Raw genomic sequence first — 16,253 nt, 5'->3', positions numbered from 1 at the left:
TGTTAATGTCAGAGCTGATGTCTGAGCAGCACACGCTGTTTATCGCCGATCTGCACTTAGCGGCAGATCGGAGCGATATTACCGCCGCCTTTTTGCGCTTTTTGCGCGAGCACGCCATCCACGCCGAAGCCTTGTATATTCTGGGCGATTTATTTGAAGTCTGGATTGGTGATGACAACCCCGAGCCATTACTGCAACAGGTGGCCAGCGCACTTAAAACCGTTAGCGATAGCGGCGTAGCATTGTATTTTATTCACGGCAACCGCGACTTTTTCCTACGCGATGCTTACGCCAAACGCTGTGGCATGGCGATATTGCCGCCGTCAAAGGTGATTGATTTATACGGCAAGCCAACGCTAATTATGCATGGCGACAGCCTGTGTACGCTGGATATTGCCTACCAGAAATTCCGTAAATGGTGGAACCAGCCCTGGTGGCAGTGGCTGATGCTGAATATGCCGCTATGGTATCGCCAGCGTCTGGCACGTAAAGCCCGCGCCAGAAGTGCCAAATATAAACAGCAGTATATGGCACAGGCGCAACCACAAATTATGGACGTGACCCCGGGTGAAGTACCCAGAGTGATGGCAGAAGCCGGTGTATTAAAGCTGATCCACGGCCATACCCACCGCCCGGCGGTGCATCAGCTGGAGGTAAATGGCCAGCCCGCAGAGCGTTATGTATTGGGCGACTGGTACAGCCAAAGCAGTTATTTAAAAGTGAGCGATAACCAGTGGCAGCTGTATTTTAATGCGCTGACAGATGACAGCCCGGCGGCTTAAAACCGCCAGGAATAGGCAATGTTAACAAAATCCATGCCGGGGTTACGGCTGGATAAACCGGCATTAGAGTAATGCATATAGCGAATAGCCAGCATTTTACTGTTTTGCTGGTCAAGCCCAATCAACAGGCCCAGCCGGTCTTCAAACTGAAAATGCGAGCCTAAATCTTTACCGGCAAATTCACGCTTGGTCAGCATACTGACACCAATACCAAACTCCCAGAACACCGGTTTGCCATACCAGTTGGCAAACTGCTTTTTCAGCACCGGTGATAATGCCAGCGCCACATTAGTTTGATACTTTGACGGCTGGCCGTACTGCCAAAAGTTAGTGCTGGCTTCCAGATACATATTGGCGTCGCCCAGCAGCGGCAAGGTAGTAAAGTGAAACTCCAGCGGCCGGTAAGCCAGGCGCACGCCATTTACCCTGCCTTCGCCTTTTAAATATTCCACTGAAAGCTGTGAAATTTGCTCTGTGCGCATATCCGCCTGCGCCTGCCCTATTATTCCAAATAACAATACTAATGCCGCCAACCACCGTTGCATATTTTCACCTTACACTGTCTATGCCCCTGTGGGGCTAACCGATAATGATGAGAAATATACCGAACGGTACAAATTAGATAAACAAGCAATTCCCGATAACATTATTCACAGTGGTGAATAATGTTTTGGTATAAATTATTCCGTTTTATCTCAGCCTGGTTTAATACGGCCGGTACGGCTGGAACACCGCCATAACCCAGTTGATAAAGGTGCTTAAGCGGCCACTCAAATGACGGCCTGGCGGGTAAATAAGATACAGCGGAAAGGCTGCGCGCTGCCAGTCTGGCAGTACCAACTGCAACTTACCATTATCAAGAAAAGGCTGCGCCATAAATAACGGCAGTTGGCTTACGCCCAGGCCACTTAAGGTAGCGGTTAACTGTGCGGTGCTGTCGTTTACCGACAACGGGCTGCCCTGCTGCTGAATTTCCATGGATTGTTGCCGGTTGCTAAAACGCAGTGGCACTACACGGTTGGTTTTACGCGAGCGATAATAAATAATACGGTGTTTGCTGCTTAACTCGTCCGGCGTTTGCGGCGTGCCGTATTGTTGCAAATAAGCGGGTGCAGCACAGGTGACAAAGGTCAGCTCGGCAATACGTTTGGCAATCAGCGATGTATCGTTTAGCTCTCCGCCGCGAATTACGCAATCTATATTGTCGGTCAGCAAATCGATATTGGTATCACTAACACCTAACTCCAGCTGAATTTCCGGATATTGCTGCATAAAAGACGGTAACGCCGGCAACAGAATAAAATTAGCAATCGCCGACGCCATATCAACCTTTAGCCGGCCCCGCGGTGTGCTCTGTTCATTGCTGATATTGCTTTCGATATCGTCCAGTTCGTACAGTAACTTAGTGGTACGCTCGTAATAGGCCGCGCCTTCCATTGTTACCGTAACCCGGCGTGTGGTGCGGTGCAGTAACTTTAGCCGCAAATGCGCTTCCAGCTCTTGCACCAGCTTGGTTACGGTGGATTTTGGCATATCGAGTAAATCTGCGGCGCGGCTAAAGGTGCCGGTTTCAACCACACGACAAAACACTTTAATGGCTAATAGATGATCCATGCCGGTATAACCCTAATGCTGCTATAACCGGCATAATAGGCAACAACCAGCAGCGCTGCAATGCCAGCTGCCGCGACTAACGGCGGCAGCTACCACGGCTTAACAGCCCGGCGTGCTGATAGATCTGGTCCAGCAAGCGCATATTATTAATGGCATCGCTGCCACCGGTTAAGGCGGTGGCGAGGCCTTGCAGGCAATCTTGTACGTGCTGCAGTTGATAATAATAAGTACTGTGGCCAGGCACACTGTATTGCCGCTCGGCCCCGGCAGTAATCACTTTAATACTGTTGCCCTGTTGCGGCGTAATCAGGCCGGTTACTTCAATACTGCCCAAACTGCCTTCCAGCACCAGGCTGGTATCGGGTGTGCGGCTTAAATGCTCTGCCATGCTGGTGCCGATATCGGCAATAGCGCCATTAGCAAATTGCAGCTGTGCCTGGCTGATGATATCAATTTGTTCACCGCCGGTTGCCGCACTGGCTGTAATACAGTTAGCGCTTAACACTTGCGGCTCCTGCCCCGGCTCAGAGCCCATAACAGTACGCACCCAATGCAGCGGATAACAGCCTAAATCCATCATGGCGCCGCCGCCCAATGCCGCTTCATGGCGCAGCGAGCCGGCAAAATACGGGATCCGCACCGAAAAATTCGCCCGTAAATGGCTGATAGTGCCGATAGTACCGGCCTGCACCAGGCGCATCACCTCAACAAACAACGGATGAAAGCGGTAATGAAATGCCTCCAGCAATAGCTTGCCGGAGGTTTGCGCTGCCTGCACCATCGTCTGAGCTTCAATTGCATCCATAGCAAAGGGCTTTTCGCACAATACATGCTTACCATGCTCAAGCGCCTTTATGGTCCAGTGGGCATGTTCAGACGGTGGCAGCGCATTGTAAATCAGGTCAATATCATCGCGCTCCAGCAACGCCTGATAACTGTCGGCGACATGTAAGATGCCATGCGCGCCGGCATACTGGCGGGCCCGCTCTGATGTCGAGGCTGCCACTGCTTGCAGCACAAAGCCGTCCAGTTGCTTAAGCGGCTGAAATATTGCTTTGTCGCTGATACGGGCAGCGCCTAATAAGCCAATGCGGATCATAGCGGTTCCTTATGCTGTTATTAAACCGGCGGCAGTAGCAGCTCGACCTGATAATGCCGGCCGGCGACAATGTCGCGAATAAGCGGCTCTGGCAGTAAACGGCCATCAACACTTAGCTGTGCTACTTTGATGCCGCTTTGCCGGCGCATTACTATAGAAAACTGCGCCCCGCGAAATTGCCGTGTCAGTTTAACCTGCGGCCAGTCGGTTGGCAGTTGCGGCTGCAGCAATAAGCCGTCGGCACAGCCTTTTACACCAAACAGCCCTTCGATTAACGAGCGATATACCCAGTGCACGGTGCCGGTATTAAATAACTGGCTGGATCGCCCGGCGGTACGCGGAAACTGTTGGTAAGCACCGCGATAGTAATTCGGGATAAACACCGGTAACTGACCGCGCTGCAGGCAGTCTTGCTCTGTGCTGCCGGGCAGCATCTGGCGCAGCACCGCAAAGGCTTTATCCGGCTGGTTAATCTGGTACAGCGCATACAGGTAAAACGCCGCCGCATGGTTATATACCGAGCCATTTTCGGCCGAGCCCGGGTGTTTTTGCGTTACGCGGCCAACATCGTCGCGCATCGCAGTATAGGCCGGTGCCAGCATTTGCACGCCGTAAGGGGTGGCAAGTTGGGCATCAACTTCGGCCAGCATAAGCTGCAATTGTTCCTGATTAGCGGCACCGCTTAGCATGGCCCAGCTTTGCGGGTTCAGATAAATACGGCCCTCGGCGTCTTTACTAACACCAAAAACCACATTATCGTCGGTAATGCCGCGGCCATACCATTTGCCATCCCACAGATACTGGTTAACCGCCTGATTAAAACTGTCGGCATCACTGCGGTATTGCTCAGCGCGCTTATGCTCACCCAGCTGCTGACAAATATCGGCCCAACAGTTAAGCGCATAAGCGGCCGCCAGCGATAACCAACCCGATACACCGCGGCCTTTGTAGCCGACCATATTCATCGGATCGCACCAGTCGCCCTGTTCAATAAAACTCAGGCCGCGGGTATCACGTTTATGCAGCAACCAGCTCATGGCGCGGCAAATATGTTCAAACACAGTGACTTGTTCTGTGCTGTCGCCAAAGGCGATCTGTTGCTGCAATAAAGCGGTGTCGTTAGTTTCGGCCAGATAAGCCGCTAAACACACCGGCAACCAGACACACTGGTCGGTATGCGGCACCTGATTAATATATTTCAGCTCGGCGTCGGGGTGCAGCAAAATACCGTCCGGCATTTCGCCGCTACTGTGCTGCTGCGCCAGCGCCGTTAATAACGCCGTGCGAAACGCTTGTGGCCGCACATAGCTCATGCCCATATTATCCTGCAGATAATTACGGGTTTGCGGATCTGTAGTAAGCCGGTTTACATCGCCGTGGTAATACACCTGGCGCGGCAGCCAGTGGTTAACAAAATTATCCAGCGCGGTATCCGGTGTTTCAATAGTTAAACAGCCCTGGCCCTGGGCAATATAATCGCTGTACTGCTGCTGCGCTTTGCTAAAGCCATCCGGCGTTAAAAAATAACGCTGCCGGGCAGCGGCAATTTCGCTTTCATCCAGCGCCGGGCCAAACACAAAGCGGTAAACCTGCTGTGCACCGCCTGCCAGTTGCAGCCGGTATTGCATAACACAAGCCGGGGTTTCATATAAGGCATCGCCGCCATCGAGCTCGGTTTGCTGCAAAGCATCCGGCGCATGCAGGCCGCCCTCACCTTCAAAGGCTTGCTGCGCGCATTGCCAACTGGTGGGTACCTGCTCTGCCAATAAAAAGGTTTTATCTTTTAACAGCTTATTTTTAAAGTAATCGGGGTATTTTTGATACGGCGTAACGGAGGAACACACTATGGCATTCAGCTCTGGCTGAAACTTTGCTGACTGATTCATCCACGACATATAACCAACCGGAAAATACGGATAGATACTCAGTTGCCGTGGTGTTGCGCTCAGGTTAGTCACGGTAAGCTGCCACAGCTCATGCGGCTGGTCCGGGCTTAAGCATAGCTGCCATTCCAGCTGCAAACCCTGTTGCTGCAGCTGCCAGCGGATATCACTTTTACCGGCAGAGAACACAAAGCTGTCGGCTTTGCTGCGCACCGGCTCGTAAGGTAGCGAGAACACCTCAGCGCTTTGCTCATCTTTAATATAGACAAAGCGGCCCGGATGATGCGCGTAATACGGCTGCTCCGGCTGCATAAAGGTTTTTGCTTCCAGATTTGGTGCATGGGCGTATTTGGCAGGCTCCGGTTGCATAAACTGCGCGGTGGCATAGCCACGGCAGTTAAGTTGCACCATTAACTGTTTGTTCCATAAAAACGCCGCCGCCAGCGGCATAGTGGTTGGGCTGAATAAGTCATAACGCTGGTTATTATCACCAGGTTGCATGCCAGTGGCTGCCATCAACATAGTACTCCGGATAAAATTAACTTATAGCGGCGCGGCTTCTGCCTTGCGCTGTTGCAAATCAAACTGAATTTTTGCCAGTTGCTGATTGTCCAGGCTGTAATAGCGCATAACAAAGGCCGCCAGCAGCGCTATAACCCCCGGGATCACTGAGATCAGCAGCACTATGCCGGTTTGCGAACCCGTGCTTTGCTGCTCGTTGGCAACATAACCAATAGCTGCCAGTAACCAGCCAATTAACGCCGAAGCAATAGCGCCGCCGAGTTTTTGCGAAAAGGTAGCGGCAGCGAAGGTCATGGCGGTAGCCCTGCGCCCGGTGCGCCATTCATTGTAATCGGCTGTGTCGGCATACATCGAAAACGCTAGCGGTGATTTTGGCCCCAGCACAAAACCAATTGCCAGATTCAGTGCAAAAATAGCGCCTACGGCATCAGCAGGTACAAAGTACAAACTGATGGAAAGCATCCCTGCTAAGGACATCAGTAGCACCATCAGGCGTTTTTTATCGATAAAGCGCGTCATCAGCGGTGTGGCGGCAGCCCCCAGCGCCAATGCCAGCATATAGGAGGATAAAAACTCGCCGACTAAATCGGGCCGTTCTACATAGTATTTAAAGTAGTACACGCCGCTGCCGGCGCGCATGGTAATGGTGACCATAATGATCAGCGCCAGCGCAAATAACACCAGCCAGGGTTTGTTGTTTTTTAAGTCGATTAAATCCTGCCGCACCGCATTAGGTTGCAGGCTCAGTGGCGCGATACGCTCTTTGGTGGTCAGAAAAGTGACTAAAAACATTAGCGCAGCGGCAATACCAAATACCAGCATCGTCAGCTGCCAACCCAGCACGTCATCGCCCTGCCCCAGCAGCGGCACTAATTTGGGCGTTAAATAAGTTACCAGGATGCCGCCACTAAAACCGCCGATAAAACGAAAGCTCACCAGCGTAGTACGCTGCTGGCTGTCGCTGGTAATCACACCGGATAATGCCGAGTAAGGAATATTAATGGCGGTATACACCAGCATTAACAACGTATAGGTGCCGTAAGCCCACACCAGTTTGCCGGTTTCGCCTAAATCCGGCGTGCTGTAGGTCAGCACTCCGGCAGCGGCCAGCGGCAGCGCCAGCCATAACAAATAGGGCCGGAATTTACCAAAGCGGCTGCGGGTACGATCAGCAATTGCCCCCATTAACGGATCGGTAAAAGCATCGACTATTTTTGTTACCAGCATCATGGTACCGGCCGCTGCGGCGGAGATACCAAAAACGTCGGTGTAGTAAATCAGCAAAAATGCCGAAATATTGGCCCAGTAGAAATTAAAGCCCATATCACCGAGGCCGTAACCGATTTTTTCGCGCAGCGGTACCGCTGTGACTGTATTTTGCGTTGTTATGCTTTGTGAAGCCGGAACTGTCATACCCTGTTATCCACTGTTAACTATTGTTATGGCATCAGCTCTGCGGCTGAATATGATAGCGCAATCAGGTGTCGCTTTACGCTGCTAAAAACTGTGTTATCTGCTGTACCAACTGTGGTGCCGGCAGTGTGATATCCAGTATGGTTATATCATTTTCATTGTCGCAACTTTGCATCGTCAGCAACTGGCTTTGCAGCATAGCCGGTGGCATAAAATGATTTTGCCGCTGCGCCAGGCGCTGTGCCAGCAAAGCGGCATCACCCTGCAGATAAAAGAAATGCGCGTTATCTGCACTGCTGCGAATTTGCTGGCGGTGGCGGGCAATTAAGCCGGAATAACTCAACACACAAGGCTGTTTTGCCGCTTTACAGGCGCTAAGCTCGTTACACAGTGCCTGCACCCAGCTTTCACGTAAATGCTCAGCCAGCGGTATGCCACTGGCCATCATTTGTTTGGCCTCGGGGCTGTGAAAATCGTCGCCTTCAATAAAGCGCCAGCCCAGCTGCTGCGCCAGTAACTGGCCAACGGTTGACTTGCCGCTGCCGGCTACGCCCATAATCACAATAGTTCTGCTTACTGTAGCGCGCATAATAAGCTGCTGTTTCCTGTTAGTGTTGCCTGTTGGCTTAGAGCTTAAACCAGCACCAATGATTGCGCAACCATTTTGACTAACAACCCGCAATACAGTATTGTCATGTAAAAGATTGCAGAGCTAAGCTTATGAGCCCAAAGCCAAATTTAAAAGACGTTGCCAAAGTTGCCGGTGTAAGCGCCATCACGGTATCGCGGGTATTGACAGATCCAACCAAGGTGTCTGACAAATTACGCAATAAAGTAGAAAAAGCCATTCACGATATCGGCTATATCCGTAACCATGCCGCCAGTGCGCTGGCATCAAAAAAGTCCGGTGTGCTGGCGGTGATTATTCCATCGTTATCCAATATTGTATTTAACGATGTACTGCAGGGTATTTATCAGGCGGTTAAAGCAAAAAATTTGCAGGTATTACTCGGCGACTGTCATTACTCGCCGCTGATAGAAGAACAGCTGATTGCTACCCTGCTAAGCCAGTCGCCGGAAGGCTTTATCGTTACCGGTACCGCGCAAACCGATTATGCCCGTAAGCTGTTATTGCAGGCCGATATTCCGGTGGTGCAGATAATGGAGCTGACCAACCAGCCAATAGATATGAACATTGGCTTTTCGCACTATCAGGCCAGTTACGATATGACGAAGCATTTGCTGCAACAAGGCTATCGCGCACCGGCCTTTGTCGGCGCCCGCATGGACCCGCGCACCCAGCAGCGGCTGGCGGGCTTTAAACAAGCTATAGCTGATTGGCCACAGCCGTGTCGCAGTTTTGTGCAAACCACAGTGCAGCCATCATCGATTAAACTTGGCGGCCAGTTATTACAGGCCGTGATTGCCGAATCAGACAACCAGTGCGATGCAGTATTTTGCTGTAATGATGACCTGGCGCTGGGCGCCTTGTTTGAAAGTAAACGGATGAATTTAAACGTACCCAAAGATATTGCCATTTGTGGCTTTAATGATTTAGAAGCATCAGCATTGGTAGAGCCGGCCATTACGTCAGTAGCATCACCGCGCTCCGAGATGGGCCGCCAGGCGGTAGAAATGCTGTTTAGTGCCGCCGGTAAAGGCCGCCATGCGGTGGCACCGGTGGATGTCGGTTACAGCATTATGGTGCGCAGCTCAACCTGAGCTGCGCTATAAATAACAAAGCCGCTGGTGTCAGCGGCTTTTTTTATGGCTAATTTTACTTAGCTATTCCGGTTTAGCTATTCTGGTTTGGCTATTCCGGCTTAGTTATTCAAAGCTTACTTTTACCCGTACACCAAAAGTACGCGGCGATTGCCACATATAGTTAGGTACCGGGTTACTGTTCCAGCGGCCCTGATCGCTTTTTATTGCTTTGTCAGTCAGGTTATTAACGAAAGCTTCCAGGCTCCAGTTGCCGGCAGATGGCTGATAAGCCAGGCTGGCATCCAGCTTGGTGTAGGCATCCTGGCGGTCAATATCCGCAGCATAGGGCAGATCACGGAAACCTTCCGGCCGGTCGCCACGGTTAGCCGGATCAAACCATATCTCTGACGAATAGCTGGCACGTAAGCGTGGCCGCACTGTAGCACCATTGCTTAACTCGAAGAAATGCTCGTAGCTTAGCGACATACTGAACTCCGGCGCCTGCACCAGGTGGTTACCACTGAAATCCAGCAGATTAGGCAGGTTCGGGTTACCGGCTGACGGGTTAAAGGCTATGCCATCAGCGCCGTAGCTGGAGTCTGTAGTCAGGAACTCATCGTACTTCGCATCCAGATACGACAGTGTACCGTTTAGCTCACCATTGCTGCCCACCAGCCATTTAGCTTCTACTTCCAAACCGTTAATCGTGGCTTTACCGGCGTTGGTTTTACGCAGTAAGTCGGCACCGGTTTCGGTAGTAACATTACTGGTTACCTGTAAATCGGTATATTCGGTAGTAAATAACGCAGCAAATAGCTGCAGCGTGTTATCAAGAAACGAGCCTTTTAAGCCCAGTTCAATACTGGTATTTTCTTCTGGGGCCACATAAGCACTGGTACCAGCTGCGTCATTGTTATTGTCAGCGATAATGGCGTCTAAATCGGCCTGGGTAAACGGGCCTGTGCCGGTGTAACGGCCGCCATCCTGAATAGTGCCGGATTTAAAGCCGGTAGCATAAGAGCTGTACAGCATTACTGTCGGCGAGAAGTCCCATTCTAACCGTGCCATACCGGTGGTTTTATCCCAACTTGGGCTGGTATCGTTGTAGGTATCTACCCAGCACTGCCCCGGCTGTACCAGAAATTTGTTTGGTGCCAGTCCATTTAGCAGATTATCCGGGTCCAGCAGGCCGACATAGTCACTGTTTAGCGGCAGGTTTTCTGTGCGTTTAACATCAGGGCACATAATATTACGGCCGCCTCGGTCCCAACGCTCGTCTTCGGTGTAACGCAGGCCCAGGCTAATGCGGAACACATCGGTCAGTTTATAGGTGCTTTGCGCATAGATACTGTTTGATTTTAAGCCACGATCCGGCTGACGGTAAGTAGACCATAAATTCGGGTTAGGTGTGCTGCCACCTTCGTAATCAACATCCGGGTGCACAATATCAAAAATGGTGCTGTTGTTTTCTTTAAAGTAAAACATGCCAACCATCCACTGCAGACGGGCGCTGTCTTCGTTTTTCAGTTGTAACTCGTGCTGAGTGGCTTCGTGATCGCACTCGACACAGCCGCCCCATTCATATTTGTTTTCATCCCAGCTTCTGTCCCAGACAGATTCACGGGAAGAGTCGGTATAACCGCCGATATACGACACTGTAATGCCGTTATCAAAGTTGTAATTTAACCGGGTGCGCAGGCTGTCGATAACAAAATCATTAAAACCCGGTTCCTGAATATAAGCCGAGCGATCTGAGCCGCCACTTACAGTAGGAATATGGCCGGTGCCCTGATCGATGAAGTTTTCATACGACAGGAACCAGTCAAAGTTGTCATTCGGTTGCCACAAGGCACTAAAACGTGCAGCGGCTAAATCGGTAGAGCCGTATTTTTTGCCCATTGCAGAGCCCGGTGCCATATCCACCACGCCGTCAGATTTATCCACCGCAGCCGCTACACGGATAGCCAGTGTATCTGTCAGCGGTAAATTAACCATTGCGCGGGTGGCACGCCGATCGTAATTACCCAGAGTAAATTCGGCATTAGCTTCAAAGTAGTCCAGCTTAGGTTTGGCAGTGTGCAGGTTAACCACACCGCCGGTGGCGTTGCGGCCAAACAAGGTGCCTTGTGGCCCGCGCAGAATTTCAGCGCCTTCTAAATCAAACATCAGCGCTGATGCGCCCTGCGAACGGGCAGAATAAACGCCGTCAACGTGAAAGGCCACTGCCGGGTCGCCACTTTCAGTTTGATCCGACGAGCCGATACCGCGCAAGTACACCATAGGCGTATTTTGTGTGCCGTTTTGCGCAATATGCAAACTGGGTACCGTACCTTGTAAATCATCCAGTTGCAGTACGTGGTTATCATCAAGCGCATTTTGGTCAAAAGCGGTAACCGCCAGTGGTGTTTCACGGATAGTGGTTACCCGCTTAGTGGCTGTAACCTGGATAACTTCTATCGCCCGCGCTTCGCTACTGGTGCTTGGCGCTAGCTCAGTGCTTTGTGCATAGGCATTGCCTGCCCCTGCCGCGAGCATCGCAGCAGAGATCAGAAGATAGCTTTTTCTTAATTTATTAACAGGTCTTAAATTACTAACTGGTTTTAGTTTGCTGATTGGCATAATTGTTTCTCCCCCCGGAGTTATTGTCGTTACTGCAGCTCAAGCACTTACACAGGGCTCAGTTATTTTTATCAAACAAATGTTTGCGCTACCATTTAGCTGCAAGTTATGCAAAAAAAACCTACAACAGGCCAATTAAATACAGCAACTTATTGACGTAAGCATCGCCAAAACTGTCATTGACACAAAATGATTGCGCAACCATATTTCAATAATTGTGCTAAATTAGAGCGAAAGCAGGTGGCTTGTCAAGGAAAAAAGCCGCTATTGCACCAGCAACTGTCACACTACGCTGATAGCGGCTGCAGGATTACTGTGATAATGCAGTGTCTGAAGATAAAACTTTCAAAATAAACTCAATAGCTTGCGGTGACTGGTAAGAGTTATGTTGTGAGGCAACCACATATTCTGCCTGCGCTTGTGGTAAATGTGCACTGCTATAGGGCACCACGCTATCGTTCAGCGCCGGGCAACTGGCAAAATCAGCACAGCGACCCACGTTGTTATTACCGATCACGGAATACACCGGCACCTGCAGTGGTAGTAATGTTAGTTGCTGCACCAAAGGGTGCTTTGGCGATAGCACATCAACACTGTTCGGGCCAGAGCCGCTCATATAGCCGCGCATCGCCGGTTTAATATCGTCATTGGTTAACGCCAGCCACATCTTGCCAAACACGTTTTTCATTGTTACAGGCAGGGTTATCATCATCGATGCCAGCCGGCCAATCCAGCTATCGGCAGTAGCAGCACCGCGATGCGGCGTATCAATAAACACTACGCCTTTTACATAGGGTTTGGCGCTAAAGATAAAAATATCTTCCAAGGTGCGGCGGGTATCAGCGTCGACCCGCAGTTCAGCTGCTGGCCGGTAAAAAGTGGTATCCCACAACGCTGTACCGCTGTTTTGCATAAAGGTTTTACTGATAATACCACCCATGCTATGCCCCACCAGTACCATATTATTGGCGGCCACAGCCTGCAGATCAGGCGAAATATGCTGTAGTAAATCATCGGCATGTTTTCTTAAACGCATGGCGTTAAAAAACGGTGGCGGGCCGGAGGGATAAAATGCATGCCACACCTGATACCGTGCCGACAACTGCGGGTTAGAGAATATCGCCCAGCTTAAACGGCGCCATATTAACGGGCTGGAATTTAAACCGTGGATCATCAGGACAGGAATTTTATCTTCGCTTAGCGGCTCTAAAGCATAAATACCGAGCTTTTCCTCTACTTTGTCAGCATTAAACAGGCCAGTTTTTTCCAGTTGATCGATCACCGCTACTTCTACCAAACACAGAAGGGCCGAAGCGGGATCGTAGTTCAGCGCATACTGCTGCTGTGCTAACGGCCACTGTTGCTGCTGTTGCATATAAACGCCACGTAATGTCAGCACCGGCAACACCGGGTTGCTAAAATCCAGCTTAACGGGCATCACAGTAAGTGGCCGGAAAATGCCTTCCGGCGGAAAATAACGATCCCGTTCAGAGCCGGTATTTTCACGCTGTCCCACAACAGCAATGCCTAAGCCATTGTCCTGCTGGCGCAACATATAAGGGTCGTAGGCTTGCAGGTCAGCAGCCAGAAAAAACTGCTCAAACGCCAGGCCACTTTCATCCTTGTCTACCTGTAGTTTAAGCTGCAAATTTAACGGCCTGGTATCCTGCCCGGTTATGGCTGCCCTGACCAGCGGCATTAAAGCCCGGTTGTAGTAGCCCATGGCCTGTTGGCGCTGCTCAGCCGTCAGTGACTGTGCCAGCCAGCGCTCTGCACAACTTAGCTGCAACAAAAACAGCTGGTACCCCGGCGAGCGCTGTGTAGTAAGCTGCAGGCAGTAATCGGCCACGGCTTCATCAGCAACCTGATTTAAGCCTATATACTGATAGGCCAGAAAGCCGGTTACAGCTTCTTCCGGCAGCGGTGCAGGTTTTTTCCAGTAGATATATTTGCCCTGGCTGCAGCCTTGCAGTGCCACAACCAGCAGCAAAATTAACAGTTGTGATAAACGGTAACGCTGTAACATTATTACCCCTGAGATTTAAAAACAGGCTGAATTTCCGCTATGCTGTATTACTATAGCATTGTTATGTGTCAGGTTTTTTCAGTATGGAAAACTCATTTAAACACTTTGCCGGCCAGCTGGCTGAATTTATTAATGTCAGTCGCGATGGTTATGCCATTTTTTCTGCTGACGATATTCTGCTCTGTACTAATAAAGCCTTTATGGAAGTGTTTTTCCGCCCCGAAGCTGAACTGATTGGCCAAAGCTTTGCCGACATTATGCACACCGCCTTTCGCACGCAAAAAGGCCCGCGTATTGATGCCGACAATATCGACAACTGGCTCAGCCGGGTGCAGCAACTGCGCCGCATACGTGATTTTCGCCTGTTTGAAGTCGATTTAGTAGATGGCCGCTGGTTTTTGTTCTCAGAGCAAACCTTGCCTGGTGGCGAAATGCTGATACAAGCTAAAGACATTACCAAGCAAAAAATTGTTGAACAGCATTTAAACGAGCATACCCGCAAATTAACTGATTTAGCGCTCACCGACGAGCTGACACAAATTGCCAACCGGCGCAGTTTTGTTGCCTCGGTGCAAGCTGAAATTACCCGCTGTAGCCGCCAGCACAGTGCCATGGCGTTCTTTTTGCTGGATATCGACCACTTTAAACACGTGAACGACACCTACGGCCATCAGGCCGGTGACGAAGTACTGCGCCAGGTAGCCCGCTTAATAAAAAGCACCTTGCGCGAATACGATATTTTTGGCCGTATTGGCGGCGAGGAGTTTGGTATTTTTTTGGCACAAACCGATCGCGATACCGCTGTCGACGTCGCCGAGCGCCTGCGCCAGCAAATCGCTGATGAAAAACTGTATATTGATGGCAGGGAACTACGCATTACGCTGTCGGTCGGTATCGCGCTGGCGCGCAACAAAACCAGCTTTGAGCAGTTATACGCCGATGCCGATGCGGCGTTGTATCAGGCTAAACACAGTGGTCGTAATAAAGTTGTGGTAGCCGAGTACTGTGTTATTTTATAACCTCAGGCCGGTATACCGCTGTGAAATTTAAAATCAGCATCCGGCGAGCTGATAAGCTCCGCTTCAATTGCCGCAAAAAACGCGATGCGCTCACTGATATCCTGTCCGGCTATTTCTGTCGCTAGTGTCAGATAATCCTGATAGTGCCGGGCTTCGGAGCGCAGTAAAGAAATATAAAAATCGGCAATAGGCTTTGGCAAAAGCGGAGCTAACTTTGCAAAACGCTCACAGGAGCGCGCTTCAATAAAAGCACCGCAGATCAGCTTGTCTACCATTGCCTCTGGCTCATAGGTACGTACATGGCGCAGCAGCCCACGGGCATACCGGCTGGAGGTAATTTTTTCGTACTCAATCCCATTTGCAGCCATCACCTCCAACACCTGATAAAAATGATGCAGCTCTTCTTTGATCAGCAGCACCATTTTATCAATCAGATCCTGTGCGTAGCCGGAGTTAGCCTTAGGCAACATCGACTTTTTCAGGCTAAGCCCGGCCAGTGCTTTCCAGTCGCCGTGCTGACGGTAGGTAAAATCTTCATAGGGTTTAAGCCATTGCAGTAAAGCCTCACCACTTTGCTCATCGCTGGCGTAACGGCGGATCAGGTACATAGCTGATTGCGCCGCTTTTAATTCACAAATCAGGTGATCCTGCAACAGTAGCGGCAAGTTTTGTGGTTTAGCGGCCACCACCAGCCACTGTGCAGGGGTTTCACATTGCAAAAACTGTTTTACCGGGCTTAATAACTGCGTAATTTCGGCGCTGAGCATGCTGTTTGTTCGTCGTTCACAGATGGCGCGCATTATAGCGGATAGCCCTCTGGCTACCAAGCGATGATAGTTGCCGGAGCTGCTTGGTCAAATTTCAACCAGAATGCTTGACGAAGCGCATTATATTGGTCATAACTGATGTAACGGCTATTACAAATAGCCCGATAATACAGACGTAGTGACAAGGATAATAATTATGATATTGAATCACTTATGGGGACTGTATGCTCATCCGAAAGAAGAATGGCATACAATAGATGCACGACATGAAAGTTTTCGTTATAGCCTGATCCACATTCTGCTGGTTGCACTGATACCCTCTGTTTGCGCTTATTATTCCGCCGTATATCTGGGCTGGAGTATAGGTGTAGGTAACCGTATTATGCTAACCCCCGACAGCGCGCTGATGATGTCGGTAGCCATGTACATTGCACTTATTGCCGGTGTATTTGCACTGGCACTGCTGGCGCACTGGATGGCACATACCTTTGGCGCAGAACCCACTTACACCCAAACTCTGGAACTGGCTGCCTATACATCAACGCCGTTGTTTATGGTAGGTTTTGCCGGTTTGTATCCGGAGCTTTGGGTAGTAATGGTGATAGGCCTGATTGGTTTAGCTTATTCAGTATATTTGCTGTATGTCGGCGTACCCATACTGATGCATATCCCGGAAGAGCGTGGTTTTATCTACGCCAGTTCGGTGGTTACCTGTGGTTTGGTGCTGCTGGTGTGTATTCTTACTGCCACAGCAATATTGTGGAGTTCCGGCTTCGGCCCGGCATTTACGCATTAAACGGTTACT

At 50.5% G+C, this 16,253-nt stretch carries 13 protein-coding genes; 4 read left to right on the top strand and 9 right to left on the bottom strand.

Features of this window, described 5'->3' with window-relative positions:
• The first annotated feature begins 5 nt into the window (after positions 1-5).
• Positions 6-782 carry a UDP-2,3-diacylglucosamine diphosphatase gene (gene lpxH, locus AR688_RS04885; RefSeq protein WP_331458813.1) on the top strand — a complete coding sequence of 259 codons (777 nt, stop codon included), beginning with the start codon at positions 6-8 and terminating at the stop codon, positions 780-782.
• On the opposite strand, the gene AR688_RS04880 is transcribed toward lpxH, so the two are convergent.
• The 6 genes from AR688_RS04880 to AR688_RS04855 form a co-directional block, all read right to left on the bottom strand.
• Positions 779-1,327 carry an acyloxyacyl hydrolase gene (locus tag AR688_RS04880; protein WP_068229882.1) on the bottom strand — a complete coding sequence of 183 codons (549 nt, stop codon included), beginning with the start codon at positions 1,325-1,327 and terminating at the stop codon, positions 779-781. The two genes, lpxH and AR688_RS04880, sit on opposite strands and share 4 nt — an antisense overlap.
• Before the next feature lie 160 nt (positions 1,328-1,487).
• Positions 1,488-2,396 (bottom strand): LysR family transcriptional regulator, encoded by a 909-nt coding sequence (locus tag AR688_RS04875; RefSeq protein ID WP_068229881.1) that lies wholly within the window; start codon positions 2,394-2,396, stop codon positions 1,488-1,490.
• A 76-nt stretch (positions 2,397-2,472) separates the two neighbouring features.
• Entirely contained in the window at positions 2,473-3,495 is a 1,023-nt protein-coding gene (locus AR688_RS04870; RefSeq protein WP_068229878.1) for a Gfo/Idh/MocA family protein, read from the bottom strand.
• Positions 3,496-3,515: 20 nt separating this feature from the next.
• Positions 3,516-5,900, bottom strand: coding sequence for a GH36-type glycosyl hydrolase domain-containing protein (locus AR688_RS04865; protein WP_197412110.1), 2,385 nt, complete (start codon positions 5,898-5,900; stop codon positions 3,516-3,518).
• A 21-nt stretch (positions 5,901-5,921) separates the two neighbouring features.
• On the bottom strand, positions 5,922-7,313 hold the full coding sequence (locus tag AR688_RS04860; protein ID WP_068229876.1) for an MFS transporter: 1,392 nt from the start codon (positions 7,311-7,313) through the stop codon (positions 5,922-5,924).
• 76 nt (positions 7,314-7,389) lie between these two features.
• Positions 7,390-7,902, bottom strand: coding sequence for a gluconokinase (locus tag AR688_RS04855; protein ID WP_068229874.1), 513 nt, complete (start codon positions 7,900-7,902; stop codon positions 7,390-7,392).
• A gap of 131 nt (positions 7,903-8,033) precedes the next feature.
• Between AR688_RS04855 and AR688_RS04850 the strand changes: the two genes are divergently transcribed.
• Positions 8,034-9,035 carry a LacI family DNA-binding transcriptional regulator gene (locus AR688_RS04850; RefSeq protein ID WP_068229871.1) on the top strand — a complete coding sequence of 334 codons (1,002 nt, stop codon included), beginning with the start codon at positions 8,034-8,036 and terminating at the stop codon, positions 9,033-9,035.
• Between the two features lie 105 nt (positions 9,036-9,140).
• On the opposite strand, the gene AR688_RS04845 is transcribed toward AR688_RS04850, so the two are convergent.
• Complete coding sequence (locus AR688_RS04845) at positions 9,141-11,636, bottom strand: TonB-dependent receptor (protein WP_068229868.1); 2,496 nt, start codon at positions 11,634-11,636, stop codon at positions 9,141-9,143.
• 310 nt (positions 11,637-11,946) lie between these two features.
• Positions 11,947-13,662: an esterase/lipase family protein gene (locus AR688_RS04840; RefSeq protein WP_068229865.1), complete on the bottom strand. Its 1,716-nt coding sequence runs from the start codon at positions 13,660-13,662 to the stop codon at positions 11,947-11,949.
• A gap of 83 nt (positions 13,663-13,745) precedes the next feature.
• Here AR688_RS04840 and AR688_RS04835 point away from each other — a divergent pair, with 83 nt between their 5' ends.
• Positions 13,746-14,681 carry a GGDEF domain-containing protein gene (locus tag AR688_RS04835; RefSeq protein ID WP_068229861.1) on the top strand — a complete coding sequence of 312 codons (936 nt, stop codon included), beginning with the start codon at positions 13,746-13,748 and terminating at the stop codon, positions 14,679-14,681.
• A gap of 2 nt (positions 14,682-14,683) precedes the next feature.
• Here the strand turns inward: AR688_RS04835 and miaE are convergent, their stop codons facing one another.
• Positions 14,684-15,448, bottom strand: coding sequence for a tRNA isopentenyl-2-thiomethyl-A-37 hydroxylase MiaE (gene miaE, locus AR688_RS04830; protein ID WP_068229858.1), 765 nt, complete (start codon positions 15,446-15,448; stop codon positions 14,684-14,686).
• 196 nt (positions 15,449-15,644) lie between these two features.
• On the opposite strand from miaE, the gene AR688_RS04825 reads away from it, so the two are divergent.
• Positions 15,645-16,244 carry a Yip1 family protein gene (locus tag AR688_RS04825; protein ID WP_068229855.1) on the top strand — a complete coding sequence of 200 codons (600 nt, stop codon included), beginning with the start codon at positions 15,645-15,647 and terminating at the stop codon, positions 16,242-16,244.
• Positions 16,245-16,253: the final 9 nt, after the last annotated feature.

This window comes from Rheinheimera sp. EpRS3 (assembly GCF_001513785.1).
Classification (GTDB): Bacteria; Pseudomonadota; Gammaproteobacteria; order Enterobacterales; family Alteromonadaceae; genus Alishewanella.
This window is presented reverse-complemented; position numbering and strand designations above follow the sequence as displayed.